Source organism: Bacteroidetes bacterium GWF2_43_63 (assembly GCA_001769275.1).
Lineage (GTDB): Bacteria > Bacteroidota > Bacteroidia > Bacteroidales > DTU049 > GWF2-43-63.
Map to the genome: position 1 here is coordinate 25,016 of MEOQ01000040.1, position 22,453 is coordinate 47,468.

The 22,453-nt window shown below is 41.3% G+C and carries 20 protein-coding genes; 9 read left to right on the forward strand and 11 right to left on the reverse strand.

The features are described from left to right. Nucleotides 1-2 precede the first annotated feature (2 nt). From A2W93_02435 to A2W93_02445, 3 genes are read left to right on the forward strand one after another with little or no spacing between them, the layout of a single operon-like run. Nucleotides 3-1,040 carry a hypothetical protein gene (locus tag A2W93_02435; protein ID OFY53725.1) on the forward strand — a complete coding sequence of 346 codons (1,038 nt, stop codon included), beginning with the start codon at nt 3-5 and terminating at the stop codon, nt 1,038-1,040. A gap of 6 nt (nt 1,041-1,046) precedes the next feature. Next, the gene (locus A2W93_02440; protein OFY53530.1) at nt 1,047-1,259 is read left to right on the forward strand and encodes a hypothetical protein; all 213 of its coding nucleotides are present in this window, start codon (nt 1,047-1,049) and stop codon (nt 1,257-1,259) included. 13 nt (nt 1,260-1,272) lie between these two features. Further along, nucleotides 1,273-2,550: a hypothetical protein gene (locus tag A2W93_02445; protein ID OFY53531.1), complete on the forward strand. Its 1,278-nt coding sequence runs from the start codon at nt 1,273-1,275 to the stop codon at nt 2,548-2,550. On the opposite strand, the gene A2W93_02450 is transcribed toward A2W93_02445, so the two are convergent. Both A2W93_02450 and A2W93_02455 read right to left on the reverse strand, forming a co-directional pair. Then, nucleotides 2,528-3,712 (reverse strand): hypothetical protein, encoded by a 1,185-nt coding sequence (locus A2W93_02450; protein OFY53532.1) that lies wholly within the window; start codon nt 3,710-3,712, stop codon nt 2,528-2,530. The two genes, A2W93_02445 and A2W93_02450, sit on opposite strands and share 23 nt — an antisense overlap. 90 nt (nt 3,713-3,802) lie before the next feature. Next, nucleotides 3,803-5,269 (reverse strand): hypothetical protein, encoded by a 1,467-nt coding sequence (locus A2W93_02455; protein OFY53726.1) that lies wholly within the window; start codon nt 5,267-5,269, stop codon nt 3,803-3,805. 215 nt (nt 5,270-5,484) lie between these two features. Here A2W93_02455 and A2W93_02460 point away from each other — a divergent pair, with 215 nt between their 5' ends. Together A2W93_02460 and A2W93_02465 are read left to right on the forward strand one after the other, a co-directional pair. Next, nucleotides 5,485-6,495, forward strand: coding sequence for an AmmeMemoRadiSam system radical SAM enzyme (locus A2W93_02460; GenBank protein ID OFY53727.1), 1,011 nt, complete (start codon nt 5,485-5,487; stop codon nt 6,493-6,495). 8 nt (nt 6,496-6,503) lie between these two features. Then, a complete protein-coding gene (locus A2W93_02465; protein OFY53533.1) occupies nt 6,504-6,992 on the forward strand; it encodes a hypothetical protein in 489 nt (162 codons plus the stop codon). 41 nt (nt 6,993-7,033) lie between these two features. Here A2W93_02465 and A2W93_02470 read toward each other — a convergent pair whose 3' ends face one another. Both A2W93_02470 and A2W93_02475 read right to left on the reverse strand, forming a co-directional pair. Next, nucleotides 7,034-7,846 (reverse strand): purine-nucleoside phosphorylase, encoded by an 813-nt coding sequence (locus tag A2W93_02470; protein ID OFY53534.1) that lies wholly within the window; start codon nt 7,844-7,846, stop codon nt 7,034-7,036. Next, nucleotides 7,818-8,891 carry a tetraacyldisaccharide 4'-kinase gene (locus tag A2W93_02475; protein OFY53535.1) on the reverse strand — a complete coding sequence of 358 codons (1,074 nt, stop codon included), beginning with the start codon at nt 8,889-8,891 and terminating at the stop codon, nt 7,818-7,820. The genes A2W93_02470 and A2W93_02475 overlap by 29 nt, the downstream gene beginning before the upstream one ends. Nucleotides 8,892-8,981: 90 nt before the next feature. On the opposite strand from A2W93_02475, the gene A2W93_02480 reads away from it, so the two are divergent. Both A2W93_02480 and A2W93_02485 read left to right on the forward strand, forming a co-directional pair. Then, the gene (locus A2W93_02480; protein ID OFY53536.1) at nt 8,982-9,713 is read left to right on the forward strand and encodes a dolichyl-phosphate beta-D-mannosyltransferase; all 732 of its coding nucleotides are present in this window, start codon (nt 8,982-8,984) and stop codon (nt 9,711-9,713) included. A 2-nt stretch (nt 9,714-9,715) separates the two neighbouring features. Continuing rightward, entirely contained in the window at nt 9,716-11,062 is a 1,347-nt protein-coding gene (locus tag A2W93_02485; protein ID OFY53537.1) for a dihydroorotase, read from the forward strand. A gap of 80 nt (nt 11,063-11,142) precedes the next feature. Here A2W93_02485 and A2W93_02490 read toward each other — a convergent pair whose 3' ends face one another. From A2W93_02490 to A2W93_02520, 7 genes are all read right to left on the reverse strand, one after another. Beyond that, nucleotides 11,143-11,865, reverse strand: a complete 723-nt coding sequence (locus A2W93_02490) for a hypothetical protein (GenBank protein ID OFY53538.1) — start codon at nt 11,863-11,865, stop codon at nt 11,143-11,145. Between the two features lie 248 nt (nt 11,866-12,113). After that, nucleotides 12,114-12,593, reverse strand: coding sequence for a hypothetical protein (locus A2W93_02495; protein ID OFY53539.1), 480 nt, complete (start codon nt 12,591-12,593; stop codon nt 12,114-12,116). A gap of 55 nt (nt 12,594-12,648) precedes the next feature. Then, on the reverse strand, nt 12,649-12,984 hold the full coding sequence (locus tag A2W93_02500) for a hypothetical protein (GenBank protein ID OFY53540.1): 336 nt from the start codon (nt 12,982-12,984) through the stop codon (nt 12,649-12,651). A gap of 95 nt (nt 12,985-13,079) precedes the next feature. Then, a complete protein-coding gene (locus A2W93_02505; GenBank protein OFY53541.1) occupies nt 13,080-13,625 on the reverse strand; it encodes a hypothetical protein in 546 nt (181 codons plus the stop codon). Between the two features lie 793 nt (nt 13,626-14,418). After that, the gene (locus tag A2W93_02510) at nt 14,419-15,585 is read right to left on the reverse strand and encodes a hypothetical protein (GenBank protein ID OFY53542.1); all 1,167 of its coding nucleotides are present in this window, start codon (nt 15,583-15,585) and stop codon (nt 14,419-14,421) included. 70 nt (nt 15,586-15,655) lie between these two features. Then, the gene (locus tag A2W93_02515) at nt 15,656-17,065 is read right to left on the reverse strand and encodes a hypothetical protein (GenBank protein OFY53543.1); all 1,410 of its coding nucleotides are present in this window, start codon (nt 17,063-17,065) and stop codon (nt 15,656-15,658) included. Nucleotides 17,066-17,259: 194 nt separating this feature from the next. After that, the gene (locus A2W93_02520) at nt 17,260-18,759 is read right to left on the reverse strand and encodes a histidine ammonia-lyase (protein ID OFY53544.1); all 1,500 of its coding nucleotides are present in this window, start codon (nt 18,757-18,759) and stop codon (nt 17,260-17,262) included. A 503-nt stretch (nt 18,760-19,262) separates the two neighbouring features. On the opposite strand from A2W93_02520, the gene A2W93_02525 reads away from it, so the two are divergent. Together A2W93_02525 and A2W93_02530 are read left to right on the forward strand one after the other, a co-directional pair. Next, nucleotides 19,263-20,444, forward strand: a complete 1,182-nt coding sequence (locus tag A2W93_02525; GenBank protein ID OFY53545.1) for an ATPase — start codon at nt 19,263-19,265, stop codon at nt 20,442-20,444. Then, nucleotides 20,441-22,399 (forward strand): hypothetical protein, encoded by a 1,959-nt coding sequence (locus A2W93_02530; GenBank protein OFY53546.1) that lies wholly within the window; start codon nt 20,441-20,443, stop codon nt 22,397-22,399. Before A2W93_02525 ends, A2W93_02530 begins: the two co-directional genes overlap by 4 nt. Nucleotides 22,400-22,453 lie beyond the last annotated feature (54 nt).

Sequence of the window (22,453 nt, forward strand, 5' to 3'; positions counted from 1 at the left end):
TTTTGCATAAATCCATTGTTATTTATTTTTTTCTCGCATTGTTTTCTGCAAGTGCGACGGCTCAATTGAAGCACAGAACCGAAGTTTTGTTGTTGATGGGATCCCGTTTTGAAATAACTCCTTTTGCTGAGAGTGACAGTTTGGTAGATGCTTCGATTACTGCGGCAATAGCCGAAGTGAAGCGAATTGAAAACATGATTTCGGAATGGATTCCAAACACAATTATTTCGCAAATAAACGACAATGCCGGGATCGCGCCGGTGAAAGTTTCGGATGAACTTTTTCAACTTATCAAACGATGCAATAAAGTGTCGGAGCTTACCGACGGAGCTTTTGATATTAGCTGGGCTGCTGCAAGGCACGTCTGGCGGTTCGATGGCACCATGACGAATCTGCCCGCTCCAGGTTTGATTGATTCAATGAAGATACTGGTCAATTATAAGAATATTATTTTGGATGAAGATTCCAAAACGGTTTTTCTGAAGAATAGGGGAATGGCAATAGGACTTGGCGCAGTTGGTAAAGGTTATGCGGCCAACCGCATGAAATCTGTTATGCAGGCTATGGGAGTTCAAAGTGGGATTGTGATTGCAGGCGGAGACCTGATTACATGGGGCGAACCACTGCCTGAAAAAAAGTGGCCAATTGGAATCGCTGACCCAAACAATCCTTCAGCCGCTATAGCGTGGATCGAAGTTGGTCCGATGGCGGTGGTTACTTCGGGCGATTATGAGCATTTTGCAACCATTGATGGAAAACGCTACGGACACATAATTGATCCGCGGACTTGTTTCCCGGTTGAAGGTTTGAGAAGTGTAACTATTATTTGTCCCGATGCTGAGCTTGCAGATGCCCTGGCAACAGCCGTTTTTGTACTCGGGAAAATAAATGGCCTTGCATTGGTCAATCAATTGAAAGGAGTTGAATGCCTCATCATTGACAATGAAGGGAAAATGATTACTTCGGACAATTTGCCTCTGAATTTTTACGGTCAGGGCGAAAGCCAGAAAACGCATCAAATTACTATTGGCTCAAAATAATATTGTATGAAAAGAAAAATTTTACTTCTGTTTCCGTTGATGTCTTTAATTGCATCGTGTGTGAATGTCAAACCCTATCAGAAATCGCATCTGAATCAGGAAGACATGAAGCTCAGCACGCGTAAACTGGAGACCTTTGACAACTCAATTGAATCATATCGTGAAGGAGCCAGTGGTGCGACCGGCGGAAAGACCGGCGGTGGTTGTGGATGCAATTAATAAGCAGCTTGATATGAATAAAATATATACCATCATTTTTTTATTTCTTGCTTCCGGAGCTTTTGCACAGGATTACCCGGTGAAAGTACTCGATGAAAAAGAAGTTGATTTTCTTTTCAATTATTATGAGCAGGACGGCAATCACAGCCCTGTAACAGGGGGCATCGGATCTGAAAAACTTGAATGCCTGACTCCACTTACAATAGTCAATGTGCCATTCGATACAGTAAACAGTTTGTCAGTCAGTGTTGGCCTTGATTATTATACCAGTGCTTCGTGTGATCAGATTGACCGCTTCATCACTGCCGCCAGTTCGAAATATTTGTCATCCGCATCAAGCAAAGACATGCGAACTCATTTCGATGCAACTTATTCGAGAAAAAACATGGCCGGCACTTCTGACAAAGGAGTCATGATTGGCTTCAGCAATGAGTTTGATGTGAATTCATTTTCAGGCGGATTGCATTACAATATTTCATCACGTGACGAAAACCGGCAGCTGGGGCTGAAAGCAACTGCATTTTATGATGTGTGGAAGCTGATTTATCCGGGTGAATACCGCAATGGAGATGAATTTCGCTATGGCAATGATGAAGATGATTATGACAAGGACTCTCGATTGACATCGACATTCACTGCAACATGGTCACAGGTACTCACACGCAATCTGCAATTCTTAATTACTGCAGATGTTGTTCTTCAACGCGGAATTCTGAATTCTCCTTTTCACCGGGTATATTTCGATGACGGCTATAATGTACTCAACCCGGATACAAACTGGTGGCTTGTGGCTAAAACCATGCGCCCGGAGAGTCTTCCCCGATCGAGGTTCAAAATTCCGATAGGCCTTCGCGTAAATTATTATCTATCCGACCGCATCACACTTCGTTTGTATTACAGGTATTACTTCGATGATTTTGCAATTCAATCTCATACATTTAGTGTTGAAGTTCCCGTAAAAATAAATTCCTGGCTTTCCGTTTATCCTATGTGGCGCTATCATGAGCAGACCGCTGCCAAATATTTTGCTCCGTTTGGCGAACATCCTCTGAATGCTTTATGGGAGCCGGCTGAAGAGTATTATACCTCTGATTACGATTTGTCAGAGTTGATCAATCGCAAGTATGGCGGCGGGTTCAGAATAAGTCCTGTGTATGGAATTCACAAATGGAAACTGAAAAAAGACAACAGCATTGTATTTAAAACAATCGAAGCCCGCTATGCCACTTATAAGCGAAGCGATGGGCTGAAAGCTGAGTCTGTGAGTATCAACTTTGGATTTGTTTTTTGATTTTGCTTCTTCGGCCGGATTCTTTTTTCAACATTTCAAATTCGCGTAGCGTTTGTCCTTTCATCGACGTATTCTCTTCGGCTCTGCGAATCAGATAGGGCATAACTACACGGATTGGGGCATAGGGCAGATATTTGGCAGTATTGTATTTTTCGGCGGCCAGTCCAAAGGTGATGTGATCGCTCATGCCATACAACTGTGAGAACCAGATGCGCCTGTCATTTTTAGCGATATTGTTTTCATGAATCAGTTGTGTAAGATACAGCGAGCTTTCTTCGTTGTGTGTTGCGCAAAAAATTGTCATGACATCGATGTTTTCAATAGAAATTTTGAGCGCAAGGTTAAATGCCATGTCGGTTTTTTCTTTTGATTGAAAGACCACCGGTAGCAAATTTTGTTCAATTGCACGTTTTGTTTCTTTCTCATGATAAGCTCCACGAACAAATTTCACACCTGCATAAAGTGAGTGAGTGCGGGCAAACTCAATGGTTTTCTTGAGAATTTCAATTCGGTCTTTGCGATACATTTGAAGTGTATTGATCACCACCGGCATTTCCTTGTTATACTTTAGCATGAAATCAAAAATAAGGTCATCAATGGCTTGCTGAAACCATGATTCTTCTGCATCGATCATGACCGGTATTTTGTTTGCAGCAGCAAGTTCAAATATTTGTTCCCATCGCATCACAAGCGCGTTCCATTGCTGTTCTTCAGCGTGAGTTAAAGGAATTCCAACGGACTTTTTTTCGAGCAATTCAACCGATGAAATACCACTGGGTTTGAAAACCGCAAAAGGTACCATGTCGCGGTGCTGAGCAGCAAACAGAATTGATTTTTTAATTTCATCGGCCACTGCATCGCGGGCAGCATCGTCTTCGTTGGCTTCGGCACTGTAGTCGGGAATCGACCAGATGCCTGCACTGTGCAGAGATTGCATGGCCGGGACCGCTTCTTCAAGGTTTTTCCCAGCAACAAAAATTCTGTAAATGCCACCCAGAAAAGGTTTTAACGGCAGACGCAGAAAATTGGCCAGAGCCAGCAATGGTTTTCCTGCTACAATCAGCCATGGGTGCCGCATCAGCGCAAAAACTTTCATGCGGTGCTTTAATTCTTTATCGCTCAGGTGACGAAATGCGATTTCTGTTTTTGAAAAGTCAGGCATTTATTTTATTACAAAAGTATTCGAAAGTCACTTATTCTTTCAGTCAGAATGACAAGTATCATTTATTCAAACGAAAGAAAACAGAGGCAATCAATCCTTGTTTTCCGTCAGAATAATGGCTTCGTAAATAAAAATTTCGGTATCCTCGTCTTTCCATCCATCCCAACCGATACCTGCTTTGTCGCGGCAGCAATGGCCCAGAAATTCTTCGAGTGTCCATCCGGTTTCTGTGGCCACCTGAGGCAGAAAAGTGCCGGCCATATTTCCGCGTTTGATGTATATTCCATGTTTCCCCAGGACAATCTGTTTCACGGAATCTATTTTCTGCATAGGAGTCAAAACAGAAATTTCGAGATCAATATTTTTATATTCTTCTTTTGATAGAGGATCAAAGCGTGGATCGTTGAAAGCTGCAGCTGTAGCCATTTCCTGAATGTTTCGGCTGAGTTCTCTGTCCTGTCGGAAAGTCCCGATGCAACCGCGCAATTTATCATTCAGATGGAGCGTAACAAAAACTCCGCATTTTTCATTCAATATTTTAGATAGTGAATCGGGCAGGGAATAAGTAACTCCGCTCAGCCTTGATTCAATGCTTCCTCGTGCAATTTCAAACATGATTATTTTATCATTTTCTGAAATTGCGAAAGTATCATTTGTTTCGTCGATTTCTTTCTTATCGGACGCTCTGACTGCAACAGCGGCATAACCAACTACGCGGTCGAAATCACCTGAAATGTCGCCTGAATTTGAATATTTAAGCTTTTCATAGGCGAATCCCTGACTGCTTCCGGCAATGGACATTAAGACGTATACAGCGCTGTAGCCACAGATTGCCGTTCGGTAATTCTGAATACCTGAATTTTCGTTTGATCGTACAACGGAATCAAATGTTTCGGGGTTGCCGCTCAGTATCGACTGCACAACGGTGCTGTCGGCTTTCACGGCATCGGAGTATGAAGGATAATGTGAGAGATCTGTGCTAATGACAAAAAGATTTTCTTCGGTGAAATATGGTTTAAGCGTCTCTGCAATTTTATTCAGCGCATAACTGCTTTTTGTACCAATTGTAATCGGAATAATTTTAAAACCGGGTTCAAGAATGTATTGCAGGAACGGAATTTCTACTTCCAGCACATGGTCTTCTATCTGATATTGCTGAGGAAATTTGAAAATATTATTCTGTTGAAGAATTCCTGTAATTTCAGCATTGATTTCTGCTGAACCCAGCGGAGTTTCAAACGCAGAGCCATGAAAAACGGTGGCTCCATCGAAAGCCGCAATATGACTTGATCCCAGAATGAAAACGTTTTTGTAAATATTCTTTTCCCTCAGTGTGGCAAATCCCCATGCTGCTGTTCGACCGCTGTACACGTAGCCGGCATGCGGAACTATGATTGCTCTCACTTTTTTATCGTTGGGAGCAATGGTTATCTGATTGAATTCTTTTTCGAAATATTTTTCCAGCGCTTCGGCGTCATCCGAATAGAATTGACCGGCAACGGCCGCTTTGCGTACCGGCAAATTATTCTGGGCTCCTATATCTGAAAAAATACTCATAACTGAAAGCAAAATTAACAACCGTTTCATCATATAGTAAAGGTAAATATTTTTTTTATCAAACGCTAATTGTTACTTTTGTTGAAAAGGAAAAATCATTGGAGAAGCGCGCCTTCATTAAAAATGTTTTAGTAATGGGTGTTGCAGCAGTTGCATCGCCACGACTTTTTGCGGGCAAACTTGTGGAGAACCCTACATCAAATAGTACAAAAAAAATGATAAAAGCCAGGTATTTCGAAGTGCTTGCTGATAATACGGTGAAATGCCTTTTATGTCCGCATGCATGCATTCTGAAGAACGGTCAGACAGGTATTTGCCACTCCAGGATTAATGAAGAAGGCACCTTGTTCACAAATGCATATGGGAATCCGGTGGCAGTTCATTTGGATCCGATTGAGAAAAAACCATTGTATCATTTTTTGCCGGCATCAAAAGTGTTGTCGTTTGGCACTGCAGGCTGTAATTTCAGATGCCTAAACTGTCAGAATGCCGATATTTCGCAGGTTGCTCCTGATGAAATCGAGTCGCTGGATTATTCTCCAGATAAACTTGTGAAAATGGCTCTGGAACACAAATCCGAAGGCATAGCCTTTACCTACACTGAGCCCACCGTTTTTTTCGAATATATGTATGATACAGCTGCTCTGGCTCAGAAAGCGGGTTTGAAGACAATTATGATTTCAAATGGTTTTATTAATGCAGAACCTTTGACTGATTTGATTAAAGTGATGGATGCATTTAATATCGACCTGAAATCGTTCAATGACTCCACATACAAAACACTTTGTGGCGGGCAGCTGAGTCCGGTTTTGCATACCATAAAAACAATCAGGGATTCCGGAAAGTGGCTTGAGATAACAAACCTGATGGTTACTGGTTACACGGACAAACCCGTGGAATTCAGAAGTATGGTTGATTGGCTTGTGCAGAATGATTTAAATGATGTTCCGCTGCATATTTCCCGGTTTTTCCCAGCGTATAAACTAATGGATTCGCAGCCCACAAGTCTTTCTGACATTGAAGATGCTTACAACATTGCTGTTGAAGCGGGAATCCAATATGTTTATACCGGCAATATACGAAACGAAGCACACGAAAACACCTTGTGCCCGGAGTGCGGAAGCCTGCTTGTAATGCGCGAAGGATACACAGCTGAGGTGACCGGTTTGACCAATAATACCTGCACGAAATGCGGCGGCATCGTTCCGGGCGTGTGGATAAAATAAATACATCTATGAAAGGAATCAATCATATTGTTTTTGACTGGGGCGACACCCTGATGCGTGATTTTCCCGAAAAGAAAGGCCCCATGTATGTTTGGGATCGCATTGAAGTTTTCCCGGATGCAGCATTGGTTTTGGAATCATTGTCCAACAAATACGTGCTGACAGTTGCTTCAAATGCCGGTGAATCAGATACAGCCGATATGCGCAAAGCGCTTGTAATTGGAAATATTGATCATTATTTCAAAAATCATTTCACTTCAAAAGATTTGGGAGTGTGTAAACCCGATCCTGAATTTTTCCTGCGCATTTGCATGGAAGCAGATTTCTGCATCGACAAATCGGTGTTGATCGGTAATGATTACAAAAAAGACATTGTCGGCGCCAAAACAGCCGGAATGAAGACCATTCTGGTCAACCATGCCGGAGCGCAGGGCCCGTTTGAGCTGGCTGATTATGTTGTGAGCGAGCTGAAGGATTTATTGCAGATTCTTCTTTAGCAAAGCCCTCGCAGGGTTCCGAACCCTTCGAGGGCTGATGCTCAGATTCTTTTCAGCAGCTCTTTGATGATGGCTGTCATTTTGGGTTCAGCCTTATTGGCCGCTTCAATAACTTCTTCGTGACTGACTGCAACGACTTCATCCATGCCTCCAAGGTCAGTAATAATTGAAACAGCAAATACTTTCATGGAAGAATGGCGGGCAACAATGGCTTCAGGCACTGTTGACATTCCAACGGCATCACCACCGATAATGCGGACATATTTGTACTCCGCAGGAGTTTCAAACGTTGGGCCACTCATGGCAACATACACCCCCTGATGCACGGGGATATTCAGGTCTTTTGCTGCGCTGAGTGCCGTTTCGAGCAGTTTGTGATCATAAGGTTCGCTGAAATCGGGAAATCTGGGACCAAGTTCATCGTAGTTTTTACCAATCAACGGATTGGTTCCCATCAGATTTATATGATCGTTGATAAACATAATGTCACCAACTTTGAAATTTACATTCATTCCGCCCGCTGCATTTGAAAGCAGCAGTGTTTCAATACCCAGGTTTTTAAAAACGCGAAATGGGAAAGTAACCTCCAGCATATCGTAGCCTTCATAAAAATGAAAGCGACCTTGCATGGCAATTACATCTTTTCCACTCAGTTTACCGAAAATGAGCCGTCCCTGATGTCCTTTAACTGTTGAAACAGGGAAATTTGGAATCTCATTGTAGGGAATGCTGTCAACTATTTCAATTTCATTTACAAGACCACCTAAACCAGTCCCCAGTACTATGGCAATCTGAGGCCTGAGCTTGGTTTTGCTTCTGATGAAATCAGCTGTTTTTGCAATTTTTTCCAACATAGTCTATAATTAGTTTGTCAAGATTAAATTCTTTACTTTCATGAATTCCGACAGTTACCGGAATGTAAAAGAAAGGCAAATCTACCAATTTTTCTTTTATCTCCGGCAGCATTAACCTTGCAACATCTTTTTCTGTTGTAAAAATCACTTTACTTTTCATCATATGACTTTTAAAGTCATCGGCCAATTTTTCAATATCCCTGAGCTTGAAGGAATAATGATCGGGGTATTTATGGGCATATAATTCAACACAACTACGCTTCAAATATTCTTCAAGCGGGTAAGGGTTTGCAATACCGCAAAGTAGAAATATCGAGTAAGTATTGTCAGGAATTTCAAGTTTTACAGGGCTGTCGGAATAAACACGTACAGGCTTTCCATAATCGAGGTACGAAAAGGCAATATTTTGATGGTGGCCTGGCTTTATTTTTTCAATCAGGTCGCGGCCAATTATCGGTGAGAATACCTTGGGTGTTTTTGACACAATGATTACATCTGCCCGCTTTTTCGCAGATTTGCATTCACGCAGTTTTCCCACAGGCAGTACATGATCTTTCCAGTACGGATTGAGATAATCAGTCAGCAAAATATAAAGCCCGGCTTTGACATCCAGATGCTGATAACCATCGTCCATGAGAATTACGTCTGTGGATGGTACTTTTTTCAGAATTTCCCTGATGCCTTTTCTTCGGCGTTCACACACGAACACATTTATATTTTCATCCAGCCCTCTGACATATTCATAGGCCTCATCTCCAATTTCGGCTACATTGTGATTTTTGTTACAATGTATGAATCCGCTGGTGTTGCGCTTATAGCCCCTCATAATTATTGAAACATTGTAGCCCTTTTCAACTAACAGGTTGGCAACATATTTCGTATGAGGAGTTTTCCCCGATCCACCGGCATTCAGGTTGCCAATGCAAATAACAGGGACATCAAAACCCCAGCGTTTCTTTATGCCGATAGCATAGAGAAGCTTTCTGACAGACACTATTAAAATATATCCCCACTGAAAGGGGAACAGTAAAAATCTAAACCCCATATTGGGGGTAAATATATAACTATTTTACATAAATGTCAACTTTCGTTAACTGAAACGGGATTTTTTTTTATATTTGCGCAAATCATTGCCGTGTCCGATTCATTAGTAATAATACCAACCTACAACGAGAAGGAGAATATTGAGAATATTATCCGCAAGGTTTTCTCATTGGAGAAAGACTTTAATGTTTTGATAATTGAAGACAATTCTCCCGATGGCACCGCTGCTATTGTAAAAGGGTTGATGACCGAATTCAAAGACCGACTTTTTATTGAAGAGCGCAAAGGAAAACTTGGGCTGGGAACCGCCTATATCCACGGTTTTAAATGGGCTTTGGCTCATAATTATGAGTATATTTTCGAGATGGATGCCGATTTCAGCCACAATCCAGAAGACTTAATAAGGCTTTACAAGGCTTGCCACGATGATGGCCACGACATGTCGGTAGGCTCCCGTTATATTACCGGAGTCAATGTGGTCAACTGGCCGATGGGCCGTGTGCTGCTCAGCTATTATGCTTCGGCTTACGTCAGATTCATCACCCGCATGAAAGTCCGTGATACCACTGCCGGATTTGTCTGCTATACACGCAAAGTACTTGAAGCCATCCGCTTCGAGAAGATTTCTTTCCTTGGATATGCCTTCCAGATTGAAATGAAGTATACGATTCATAAGCTGGGATTTTCCATCAAGGAAGTCCCGATTATCTTTACCGACCGCACGCTGGGTCAATCCAAAATGACCAAAGGCATTGTGCGCGAAGCTTTTTTCGGAGTTATTCAATTACGCTTGCGCAATACTAAGCGCCGCCATCAAAAATAACAATGGAATCCTATCACATCTTCAACGCCCGGATTGTAAACGAAAACAGAATCTTTGAGGGCGAAGTTTTTATTTCCGGTGGAATCATAAAAAAAATCAACGAAGAGAAAACTTCAAAAACACCTGCCGGATACACCGCTATTGATGCGGCCGGAAAATATCTGCTCCCAGGAGTGATTGACGATCAGGTGCATTTTCGTCAGCCGGGCATGGAAGAAAAAGCAACTATTTTTACTGAAAGCCGCGCGGCCGTTGCCGGTGGAGTAACGTCCTTTATGGAAATGCCCAACACCAAACCGCCAACACTGACGCAGGAATTACTGGAAGCGAAATATAAAATTGCTTCGAAAGATTCGCTCGCCAACTATAGTTTCTACATGGGCGTGTCGAACGACAACATCGAAGAAGTGCTAAAAACGCCATTGGATACGGTTTGCGGTGTGAAAATATTTCTGGGCTCATCCACCGGAAACCTGCTGGTCGACAATCATAAAACCATAGAAAAGCTTTTTGCTGAAACACCGCATATCATTGCTGCACACTGTGAGGACGAAGATACGATCATCCGAAATACCGAATCCTTTAAAAACTTTTTCGGCGACGAAATCAGTGCAGCCATACATGCCGCCATTCGTAGTGCCGAAGCTTGCTTCAAATCTTCGTCGTACGCAGTGGCACTGGCCAGAAAAAAGAAAACCAGACTCCATGTTTTTCATGTTTCAACGGCAAAAGAACTTGAGCTTTTCGATGCCGGAATGCCGCTTGAACAGAAGCGTATCACCGCCGAAGTCTGTGTGCATCATCTGTGGTTTACCAGTGATTTTTACCGCACGCATGAAAATCTGGTGAAATGGAATCCTGCCATCAAAACCGCCGAAGACCGCAAGGGCCTGCGCGACGGACTGAAAGCCGGACTGCTCGATGTGGTCGCTACCGATCATGCCCCGCATCTGCTGGCCGAAAAAATGAAACCTTATTTCGACGCTCCTTCGGGTGGACCCATGGTGCAGCACAGTCTGCAGGCCATGATTGCACTTGGCGAATCGGGACTCTGGACCATTGCTGATGTTGCAAATTTCATGTGTCACAAGCCCGCCATTCTTTTCAATGTTTCAAAACGCGGCTTCATCCGCGAAGGATATTTTGCCGATCTGGTGCTGGTCGACACTTCAAAAAAATACAAGATCACCAAATCCAATATCCTCTACAAATGCGGCTGGTCGCCCCTCGAAGGCGAAACCATGCCCGCCACCATCACCAAAACCTTTGTCAACGGCCATCTCGCCTGGGACAATGGAAAAGTGGTTGGGACGAAGGTGGGGAAGAGGTTGGGGTTTGAGAGGGGGTGAGGGATTAGTTTTGTTTTGATTGCTAAAGGTTTGTATTTAGGTAAGGGTCTTCTCCAATATATTTGTTCTGACGCTTTTGTTTATTTGCTGTTAGGAATATTTTTCATTTCAAATAGTAGGTCGATCATTTGGTTGTAATCTTTTTGATGTTCCTTAAAATTCATTGAGATAGTAATAGGAAGTCCATTTTTAGGGAAAGTCGGATTGTTCTTTATTGCTTGATCATGAAACATTTTAATTTGATCGAACCATAATTTACAGTCAATTAGTGTTTTGAAAATTAAATTAGAGGAGAGAGATTCAAATAATTCAATTTTTTTCGTGCTTATTTTATTTGTATACCTTGAAATTGTTCTTTCAAGTTCATCGTATTCTCGATTCATCCCAAAATCAACTTGTTCAGCCAAATTCCCCATAGAAGTCCCGGTATATGGATCTGGTGTACGAAAGTCGACTTCAAACATTTTTTTTGCGTTTTGCTCTGTTTGATAATTGCTTTTTTCTTTGATACTTATATTGAATCTCTCTGGGTGATTAATTAATATCAAGTCTATGTAGTATAAGAATGATTCTGAAGCTTTATTAAGTTTTGAAGCTACAATGGCGTTTATTCTTGATTTCTCTTTCTCTTCTTTTATTTTTGATGCAATCCGATATATCATATAAACAATCGAAAGTCCAATTCCAATACTCAAAAAGATCTTGTGCTCAATTTTATTTTCAATTATTAAGGTACGCACAATCATTACCAAAGAAATAATGGTAATTAAAGATTCGATTGCTATTACTTTAAGAGTCTTCATTCCGTTATGCGTAAATTATATACATGTATGACAAAACCATGCATTTCCCAAAAATACAAAATTTTGTAAACAAGCCAATAAAAGTTTACAAATATTTCCCCGGAGTTTATAATAATTTTTCAGATGATGGGTTGTGGATTCATTTGTGGTCATAGAGATACAAGGCTATGGGCGGCGTTGGGGGTGGGTTGGAGGAGAGAAAGATTTAAAGGATGCAGAGGATAATTTATAATGCAAAATTGATTTTTTTACCCTCCTTTAAGTCCTAATTCATTAACATATTTGTCAACCTTTATCCAATCAATTCTTTTTTCTTCGTCGTTTGGAATTTCACCTGTAATCATAAATAACGGAGTCAAATAGAAAACTTCAACTGTCCGCTTGTTGTATCCAAATGCGCCAACATCTTGCATTTGAAACTCCACTGTTCTAAAACTAAAATGTCTGTTTTGATATAAAATTGTTTGTGTCTGCCAAGACCCTATTGAATATATAAATTTCACAGGTCCGACAATTAAAATTATTATCAGAAATGTTGTTGGTAAAATTGTCCAAATGATTTTTCCGTGTCGAGTTTTTATTACTAAAGCATTCCATATTAGCGTCAATGGCGTTCCAATCAAAAGTCCGAAGTAAATGGATGACTTTATTCCTTGACTTTTAATATCGAAACATGGCAGGCTATCCAATAAGAATAGAGCTACTATAAAAACGTAGATTATGTTCAATATTTTGGTTGTTCTTGTCAAAGCGTTGGCTTTTAATAATACTCAAACGGTTAGGTTATTGAGAGTCGTACTTAGAGCCATGATTTACAGTTGTTATTGTGGCGCGTTTAACTTTTATTCTTTTCGTTGTCACGAAAGTTCCGGTTACAATTACCCATGTTATCAAACAATCCCAAAACAGATTATTAATGGTCCATCCGGAATTTGGTACGGGGTAATCGACCATGAATTCATGATAATATGTGAATGGAAATCCGATTTTCATTTCATAAGAATCAGTCAGTCGGTGAAGAGGTGAATTGATTTGAAAAAGCACCGTCAAAAAGGAAGTCGAAAAGAAAGTCAGGATTGATAAAATTGTTCCGAATATAATTGACTTAATCATTTTCATTTTTTTATTGTGCTACAAATCAGTAATATGTATGATAAACCATACACATCCTCAAAATTACAATATTTTGCAAATCATCAGGGTGTGTTTATTAATTATTTCCATTGCCATTTTTCGTCTACTTCGTAAATAATTTCCAAATGGTCGGCAAGTTCTTTAAGTTTTGCTTTCACGTTATCTAAGTCAGTTATCTTGTCCTTCGGCATAATGAATGATTGTCCACCTTTTAGTCTGACAAAAATTGTTGTAGGAATTTCGCACATTTCCACTATCTCAGTTGTCAATACTTTGCTTTCACTTCCGTTGTCTTTTGCTAAAATATATTCGTTGCTAAACTCCAATGTTACAATTCTTCCCAGTCGGTCTTTGTAATTTTCTCTGATGAAGCTCTTATAATGGTTGATATAGTGTTGTCTTTCCCAAAGTGGGTAAAATAAAAACCACAGAAGTCCAATAATAAAAAATATTATTGTCAACGAAATTTTGTCTTGAAAGAGAAATAAAAAACCAAAAGCAATGTAAATAAATGGCACTGCTATTTTGCTTCTTTGCCTTTTCCTTTTAATACGGTCAGATTTTGACGCAACAAAAAGTTGATGTGTCAGGAAGTCATTTTCATCAGTTGTATAGTTTATCGTCATTGTTTTGTATTATTAGGCAAAACTCATTTATTGTGAATAACACCCCCCACACCCCACCCAATTTCAGGCGAATATGTACGGCCCTCGTCGTCTCACCCCCAAAAATACAATTTTTTGCAAATCAGCGAACATTATTTGTATTTTTTCTCTTCGGTCTGAAATGTCCGGCAGAATAATCAATACAAAAATCCAAACAGTCACAGGGATATTTCGTGTCGGAAGCCGGCTGGGAGACTGTCGAGAGCAAATTGTATATCAGAAAATACAAAACTGATGAAAAATGTATTTTACAAAATACAAAAATTCGAACCCAGTTGAATAATATTTCAGACTAATTAGTCCCATATCCTCGCGTAGTCTTCGATGTAGAATCTATGGGGGCTGTTTAAAAAATCCGGAAGGTTTCGACATTCCACCGTTCCGGCCGGTTTGTAATCCCTCGAAGGGTTCTGAACCCTTCGAGGGATAGTATTTGGGCCGGAACATGGAACCGTCAAAACAATCAGCAAAAACAACGGTTCCATGTCCTTCAGCTCCTTCGTCGCTTTTGGACGGTGGAATGTTGTTTTTGCCGTGGAAGTCTTTTTGAGACAGCAGCGCTTTTTACATACGAAGGGCGTAGTCTGAAATAATAAACTGAGCTGGGTTTAGTCGGAGACTAAACCCAGCAAAAATTTATAAAAAGACTACGCCCAGCTATCAATTGAAAGCGCTGCAGGAGCGACTTCCGATAGCTCAATGCATCAAGCTATTTTACAAATAGTACTTGTATAAATGAAAATGCACGTGCATATCACGGCACCTGAACACCCATTACTCTACATGCCATCCGAATGAGCTCTGACCAGTCGCCGGGCAGGATCAGATGATGGTTGCCCAGCGGATTTTCTTGCAACAGATTTACTTCACGTTCCGATAATTGAACTTCAATCTGTGTCCGGCATGCAGTGGGCGATTTGGGACGTCCGATGATTTTTGTTGTGGCAACAAAGGCTTTACTCAATGCATGATCGAAACGGAAAATGGTAATGATATCATTTTTGAAATCGCCTTCAACAGCAGTGCCCATGCCGGTTTCGAAATGTGTTTTTATTTCCATGTTGTCGATCAGACAAGGCGCAATGGTGCAATGCGAAAACACGCAGACTTCATTCGAAATCTTGTTGGTATTGGCAATCCAGGGAACAAGGCCGGTGAGTTCTTTGCCCAGCATCATGCCGGTGATGGCCGTGATATCGCCTTCGCAGCCGGCCGGAAAGCCGTCGTTGTTGAATTTCGCCAGTGGCAGACAGGCGGTCACTCCGTCTTTTTTTACCATTGGAAAACATTCCACGGTTATGGCATCAAGGGTATTTGTAGCAATGGTTTCATTCAGCATAGTGTACACACGGGCCGTATCCTCCAGATCCGGATTATTGTGTCCGTCAAATGCATTCAGAAATGTTTCAGATGGTTCAAATTCCGAAAAATGTTTCAGCTTTTCCCAGGGAATCTGAATCAGCTGAATGCCTGTTTTTTCTTTCAGCACTGTATCATCAATAGCTGATGAAATCAGCCAGTCAGAGACATTTCCGATCAGCCCGGCTCTTTTTTCTTTCAGATTTTCGAGCGCAGATCTGACTTTCAGGAAATTTTCAAGTACTGTACGTGTATCAGACTCCTCCTCATCCAGCAACAACGAAGGAATGCCGCGTGCATTCATCCATGCTTTCACTTCGGTGGCCGATGCATACGAATTGTTGTGTGTCGATCCTATCAGCATATAAAAGCGGTCGGGTGTCACAACTTCCGTGGCTGGCATTTCCGATCCGCCGGAAAGAAAAAACAGCACATCCGGATTATCATCAACAAGTACATAATTTTCCGATGCAATCAGTTTTTGAATTTGCTTGTCAGTATTTTCAAACACCGCATCCGGTGCGCCTTTGAAGGCAAGAAGTTTGATTTTGAGTCGTGCCATTTCGAATTAGTTTCAATTTTTAAACTACTAAGATTATTGCCTTATGAAAAAACATGGTTCAGTTTTGACATCAATGATATTTTTTGTATTCTCTGAACAGTTTTCTGAAATCGCGGGGCTTTATTACTTTGCGGAATAATAAGGGTTCTCCGTATAAACACCCGCTGCATGAATACAACGATGTAGAGGAATCAAACAGGTGTTTAATGATTTCCAGATCAGCCTTCTGTATTTGTTGTCCCAATTTAAATAGTTCATTCATTCCATATATCCCGTATGCCTGTATTTCAGGATTTGCAGAACGAAGCCAGCTTGATATTTCGTTGTAGTTTTTATTTTCTACAAGAGCTTGCATTTTGCGAAAATATAAAGGAGGCATACCAACAAACCCGCATCCATAGCCAAATACAAAAATATTTGATGGGAATTGAATTTTATTTTCAATGTCAATATTTGATTTATAGAACGCATTGTGCCGGGAAATGAAATCACTCAGTATCTGTTCATTCTGATACAAAAACACAGTAGTATCTTTTTTCGAAACTCTGATGTAGAATGCTGAATCATTGCGCGATAAAAGCATCATATCTATCTCAGACTTTCCAATATCGAAATCAAAATCACTTTGAACAATATTAAACTCAAGTGGTCTGGTATAATACGTTATATAGTCATGAGAAAACGCATCAATTCTGTCATTAAGCAGTTTTGAAACTGCGGACAGAAATGGTTTTACACGCATTTTTTCGAAGAGGTTCTTAAATGATTCAAATTCAGCAATTGTGTCAGATTGATAATTTATCGGAAATGCCGTTTCAATTGAAATTGTATTGTTGTTTTTTATTTCTGTTCTAATCATTGTTTCTGTTTGATGGATGGATCCATCTTGCTGTATAACAACAACTGTCTTTTTAAACGAGATCGTATTTTCTTCTTCAATATTTTCTGTAAGGAAGTTGTCTTCAGACAATAATTCGTATGTAGTGTCATTTAGAAATTTACCCCTGGCTTCATAATAATATCCACCATCGCAGCAGGAACATGCAGCTGTAAATGAACTTGTTTTTTTCCCGTCTTTAGTGTAAATAATATATTCAATGATTGTACAATAAGTGCTTTCTGATTGAGATAGTATCGTGATTTCCAACAGGTCTCTTTTACTGGTTTGAATCGAATGATAAAAATCCGCATCTTCACTAAGCTTACCAGCACTGTGATACGTTAATGCAGTATCCTGAAATATTGATTTAAATATTGTGCTGTCCACAATGTTATAATGAGAAAACCTTTCAGACCATGTTAATGAATCTATTTTAAATTCAATCAGATCGTGATATTTGAATAAATCACGTAAAGGATTGAAATCAAGAATTGCGTCCTGATTTCCCTGGGCACTGGCTGCATTACAAAACATCAATACTCTAAAAACCAGCACGAAAAAAAGCACAAAAATTTGTATTTTTTTCATATATGGGGACATCTAAAACTTGATTATTTTTTAGAGATACAATGCAAATATATTCGAATTATTTCACAAAAAAAATTGTATGCGTTTTAAACCAGTAGAATACAAGTATTCCGCAGAAAGTACTTAATTAAAGTGTCGGCGTTAAAATTATACTTCAAACTTTATTTCATCCTTCGATGTTCCTTGTTCAGTGTTCGCTGTTCTCGCTATTCAGCCTTCAGCTTATAATTCCGCAGAAACTCAACGCTTTTGTGCATGAGAGCACTCATGTATTCATCCTGCTGAATGAACGGAATTTCTTTGCGGTATTCAGACACAATTTTTTCAAGATAGGTTGAAGAAGTATCCGGTCGGCGGAATTCAAGCGCCTGAGCGGCCGTCATGAGCTCGATGGCCAACACTTTTTCCACATTCTCAAGTATGCGAATGGTCTTTGTGGCTGCATTGGCGCCCATACTCACGTGATCTTCCTGTCCCTGACTTGATTCAATAGAGTCAACACTGGCAGGCGTTGCAAGCTGTTTATTCTGACTTACAATTGAAGCAGCCGAGTATTGCGGAATCATGAATCCGCTGTTCAGACCCGGGTTTGCGACCAGATAATTTGGCAGGCCATGTTTTCCGTTGATGAGCTGATAAATCCGACGTTCGCTGATATTCGCCAGTTCCGACATGGCTATGCCGAGAAAGTCGAAAGCCAGCGCGAGCGGCTGTCCGTGAAAGTTTCCGGCTGAAATAATCAAATCAGTCTCAGGGAACACCGTTGGATTATCGGTCACACTGTTGACTTCGCGTTTGAAAATCTCATTCACATACTGAATGGTGTCCCATGTGGCGCCATGCACCTGCGGTACGCATCGGAACGAATACGGATCCTGCACCTGTTGTTTTTTGCGGGCAGCAATTTTACTTCCTTTCAGAATTTTATTGATGGCGTTGGCCACGTGCATTTGTCCCGGGTGTGGGCGGACAGCCTGTATCATCGGATGGAAAGGATCGGTGCGGCCATCAAAAGCTTCGAGCGAAAGAGCGGCCGTGTGATTGGCCCATTGCATCAGATTTTTGCTCATCACAAGTGCATATGCTCCATGCGCCGACATAAACTGTGTTCCGTTAAGCAGCGCCAGACCTTCTTTTGACTGTAGCTGAACAGTTTTTAACCCGGCGTTTTTGAATGCTTGTTTTGCCGTCATGCGTTTTCCCTGAAAATCCACATCGCCTGTGCCAATCAGCGGCAGACACATATGAGCCAGCGGTGCGAGATCGCCGGATGCGCCCAGTGAGCCCTGTTCGTACACAATCGGAAGAATGTCGTTGTTGTACATATCAGCTAACAATTGCACTGTGTCGGTTTGTACACCTGAATGTCCGAGTGACAGAGCCTGAATTTTCAGCACCATCATAAGCCGTACTATTTCGGGGCGCACTTCATTTCCCATTCCACAGGCATGAGACAGAACCAGGTTTTCCTGTAGTTTTGAAAGATCTTTTTTGCTGATGCTGGTATTGCAGAGCGATCCAAAGCCAGTATTGATGCCGTAAATGGGAGCATCAGATTTTTCGACTTTTTGATTCAGATATTGACGGCAGATATTGATTTTTTTCAAGGCTGCAGGCGAAAGTTCAACACTAACATGCCCCAGCATGATGGGTTCGATATCGGCAAAACGGATTTCGGATTTTATGGTCAGGTTTTGTTTTTTCATTTTTTTTGTTTGAGGTGCAAATGATAACAACATCGGACAAGCCGGTGCTGCTTTTTTATTAAGAAGTAAAACGGATTCAGAAGGCCTCAGGCAAAAAGGCCGGTGCGGTTGAGTTGCACAATAAAAATCAATATCCAGTTGGACATGCCTGAAAGTTTGATGCAAATATAAGAAGAATAATGAACACTGAACAAGGAAGTTCGAAGTGAACGCCGAACACTTAACACTGAACAAGGAAGTGGGACGTGTTGAAATATATACGAAATAGGAGAGATTTTTGATTTTTGAAGTAAAGTTTACGGAAAATACAGACTTCCCGACCGGCCATTGAGCTGCGCCGCCCTGAGCCTGCCGAAGGATCGAAATGCGGTCGGGACTTGCAGAGAAATTGAGAAGGATGAAGATTTGATTTTTAAAATCACACCTTTCTAACTCGAAAATAATTTATACCTTTGTGTATTATACCAATCAGTATAATACTGTTTAGTAAAAAAAAGATAATTATGAAAAACACTCCGTTTATTTATGGCACCACAGTCAGTTTAAAGTCATTTACTGACCGGGAAAAAGATGCAGAAAAGCTGTACAATAATTTGACGGAAGGGATTAATACAACCATTATTTCTCCGCGGCGTTGGGGCAAATCGAGTTTGGTTGAGAAGGTTATGCATGATATTAAAACAAAAAACAAAAATATCATTGCTGTTCAGATTGATCTGTTTTCTGCATCATCGGGCGAAGAATTTCTCGAATTGTTTGCGAGGGAGGTCATTATGGCCTCTTCAACAAAATGGCAGGATTGGGTGAAAGCTGCAAAAGAATTTTTCTCCCGGTTAATTCCTCAGATAACAATTGGAGTCGATCCTCAGACTGACTTTAGGATTGGTTTTAATTGGGCCGAGCTGAACAAATATCCCGACGAGATTTTGAATTTGCCTGAGAGAATGGCCGTCAAGCTGGGGAAACCCTGCATCATTTGTCTTGATGAATTTCAGAATCTGGCTTCTTTTGCGGGTTTTGCGGGCTTTGAAAAAAAGATGAGATCGGTATGGCAGCGTCAAAAAAACGCGACCTATTGTTTGTTTGGAAGCAAACGCCACATGATGACTGACATTTTCAATAATTCGTCAAAGCCTTTCTATCGCTTTGGAGACATCATGTTATTGAATAAAATTCCTACTGAAAAATGGGTTACTTTTATTGTGGATGGATTTAAGAAATCAGGTAAAACCATTCATCCTGAGATGGCCCGGAAAATTCCAGCATTAATGAAAGATCATTCCTGGTATGTGCAGCAACTGGCGCATTATACCTGGCAAAAAACGGAGAAAGCAGCTGGACTGGAAGAACTTTCAGCAGCATTGGTTGAGCTCCTTAATGCAAACTCGCCGCTATATCAGAAAGATGCCGAATCCATCAGTGTTACGCAGTTGAATTTTCTCAAAGCTGTTGCCTGCAACGAAACGCGTCTTACCAGTGCTGCGGTGATGCAGAAATACCGGCTCGGTACTCCACGGAATGTTCAGAAAAACAGAATTGTTCTCATGGAAAATGATATTATTGATCTGGAAAACGGCAAGCATGTTTTTCTGGATCCCGCATTTGAACTGTGGTTCCGGATGCAGTATTTTGGAGAAAAGTATCTGAATAATCCTGCTATAGCAAAACACAGTTCGAAACGATGAAGAAAAAAATCAGAAATATAGCCATCCTTGCGCATGCCGACGCCGGTAAAACCAGCATAACGGAGCTGATGCTTTTTCACAGCGGAATGATAAAACAACCTGGTAGCGTAGATGAAGGAACAACGCATACTGATTTTCTTGCGGTGGAACGGGAGAGAGGCATATCGGTCCGATCGGCCCATACTTCTTTTTCATGGAAAGATGTTCGTATTAATCTGGTAGATACGCCCGGCCACGTTGATTTTTCGTCCGATGTGGAGCGTGTGCTGAGTGCTGTGGATGGAGCTGTTTTGGTAATTTCTGCGGCCGAAGGTATTCAGGCCCACACCGGTACATTGTGGAACGCATTGAAAGAACGCAGAATTCCAACGATTCTATTTGTCAACAAAATTGACAGGATTGGAGCCGACATTGAAGCGATATTTCTGGAAATGAAAAAGGAATGGCATATCGACCCGCTTTGCCTTCAATCAGTATATAATATCGGTTCAAATGATGCGAATATTTCGGAGATCTGGGGTCCAGAAAATATGCCTGAAACCATCATTGATACAATTGTTTCAGGTGAAGCTGCATTATTGGAATCTTATCTGGAGGGAATAACCATTCCTTTTGAAACACTTGATCAGCAGCTGGCTTCGATGGTAATTCACCGAAATATTTTTCCGGTATTATTTGGTTCTGCAAGTTTTAATATTGGGATCACTCAGCTTCTTGATGCTGCAGTAACATATCTGCCTGCGCCTTCAGGAGATGTTTCTGCGAATTTGAAAGCACTGGTGTTTGGAATCAGTCATGACAAAACGATGGGGAAAGTGGCGCATGCGCGCTTGTTTAGTGGATGCATCAGCAACCGCGAAGTTATTCGTAATGCCAGCAACGGGCAGGATGAGAAAGTTGTTCAGATAAGACGCATTGCCGGAAACCGGCATGAAGAAATCCAATTGGTCGAAGCAGGTGACCTTGCCGGAATCTGTGGATTGGATGGTGCTAATATCGGAGATTGGCTTGGAGAGCGCGTTACAGCAAATATAGTTTTTCAGAAATTGCAGATGCCTCTGCTGACTGTTCAGGTAAAAGCAGTTAATCAAAAGGATTATAGTGCATTGGCCGTGGCATTGCAACAATTGTATATCGAAGACCCATCGCTGAATTTCGAGTGGTTGCGCGAGGAAAACGAAATGAACATCAGCATCATGGGCTGGATTCAGATGGAAGTGCTGGAGCGCATTCTTTTGGATCGATTTGGTCTTGAGGCAAAATTTGAAAATCCAACCGTCATTTATAAAGAGACGCCCACTTCAGTGTCTGAAGGGTTTGTTCGCTACTGGATGCCTAAACCTTGCTGGGCTATTTTGAAATTTCGCATTGAGCCAGGCGAGCCGGGTAGCGGTGTTGTTTATGAAAGCCAGATTGGGGTTGATGATGTAGCGCAGAAATATCAGAACGAGGTAGAGCGCACCATTGCTGCCTCCCTGAAGCAGGGGATAAAAGGATGGGAAGTGACCGATATCCGCATAACGTTGATTGAAGGGGAAGATCACGAAGTACATTCGCGACCCGGCGACTTTGTGATAGCAACTCCAATGGGTATAATGAATGGACTTGTCAATTCAGGAACTACGCTACTGGAGCCGTTCGTGTCATTTCGCATCAAGGCATCCGAAGAGTTGCTTGGATTGATTACTTCTGATATTACAAAGATGCGCGGCACATTTGAAAGTCCGGAAATGGACAACGGAAAATTCATTCTAACCGGTTTTCTACCAGTAGCTACTTCGCCGGATTATTCAGTAAAACTCAGTTCTCGTAGCGGCGGAAAAGCTGTTATCACAACCCGATTTTCAGGTTATCGCCCTTGTGCCGATGAGCTTGGATTGATCAGACCATACAAAGGAATCAGTCCGCTCGACGAAGCAAAATGGATTCTGAAAGCGCGCGGTGCGATGCAGTAAAAGACAAATTATGCATTTTTGCAAATGGTAATCGTTTCAACTTTCATAACTTTG

Coding starts and splice junctions, on each gene's coding strand:
- A2W93_02465 (OFY53533.1), top strand. CDS start 6,504: ATGAAAGGAATCAATCATATTGTTTTTGACTGGGGCGACACCCTGATG.
- A2W93_02470 (OFY53534.1), bottom strand. CDS start 7,846: ATGTTGGAAAAAATTGCAAAAACAGCTGATTTCATCAGAAGCAAAACC.
- A2W93_02520 (OFY53544.1), bottom strand. CDS start 18,759: ATGAAAAAACAAAACCTGACCATAAAATCCGAAATCCGTTTTGCCGAT.
- A2W93_02510 (OFY53542.1), bottom strand. CDS start 15,585: ATGGCACGACTCAAAATCAAACTTCTTGCCTTCAAAGGCGCACCGGAT.
- A2W93_02505 (OFY53541.1), bottom strand. CDS start 13,625: ATGACGATAAACTATACAACTGATGAAAATGACTTCCTGACACATCAA.
- A2W93_02475 (OFY53535.1), bottom strand. CDS start 8,891: ATGGGGTTTAGATTTTTACTGTTCCCCTTTCAGTGGGGATATATTTTA.
- A2W93_02490 (OFY53538.1), bottom strand. CDS start 11,865: ATGAAGACTCTTAAAGTAATAGCAATCGAATCTTTAATTACCATTATT.
- A2W93_02455 (OFY53726.1), bottom strand. CDS start 5,269: ATGAGTATTTTTTCAGATATAGGAGCCCAGAATAATTTGCCGGTACGC.
- A2W93_02460 (OFY53727.1), top strand. CDS start 5,485: ATGATAAAAGCCAGGTATTTCGAAGTGCTTGCTGATAATACGGTGAAA.
- A2W93_02450 (OFY53532.1), bottom strand. CDS start 3,712: ATGCCTGACTTTTCAAAAACAGAAATCGCATTTCGTCACCTGAGCGAT.
- A2W93_02500 (OFY53540.1), bottom strand. CDS start 12,984: ATGAAAATGATTAAGTCAATTATATTCGGAACAATTTTATCAATCCTG.
- A2W93_02525 (OFY53545.1), top strand. CDS start 19,263: ATGAAAAACACTCCGTTTATTTATGGCACCACAGTCAGTTTAAAGTCA.
- A2W93_02440 (OFY53530.1), top strand. CDS start 1,047: ATGAAAAGAAAAATTTTACTTCTGTTTCCGTTGATGTCTTTAATTGCA.
- A2W93_02515 (OFY53543.1), bottom strand. CDS start 17,065: ATGTCCCCATATATGAAAAAAATACAAATTTTTGTGCTTTTTTTCGTG.
- A2W93_02530 (OFY53546.1), top strand. CDS start 20,441: ATGAAGAAAAAAATCAGAAATATAGCCATCCTTGCGCATGCCGACGCC.
- A2W93_02445 (OFY53531.1), top strand. CDS start 1,273: ATGAATAAAATATATACCATCATTTTTTTATTTCTTGCTTCCGGAGCT.
- A2W93_02485 (OFY53537.1), top strand. CDS start 9,716: ATGGAATCCTATCACATCTTCAACGCCCGGATTGTAAACGAAAACAGA.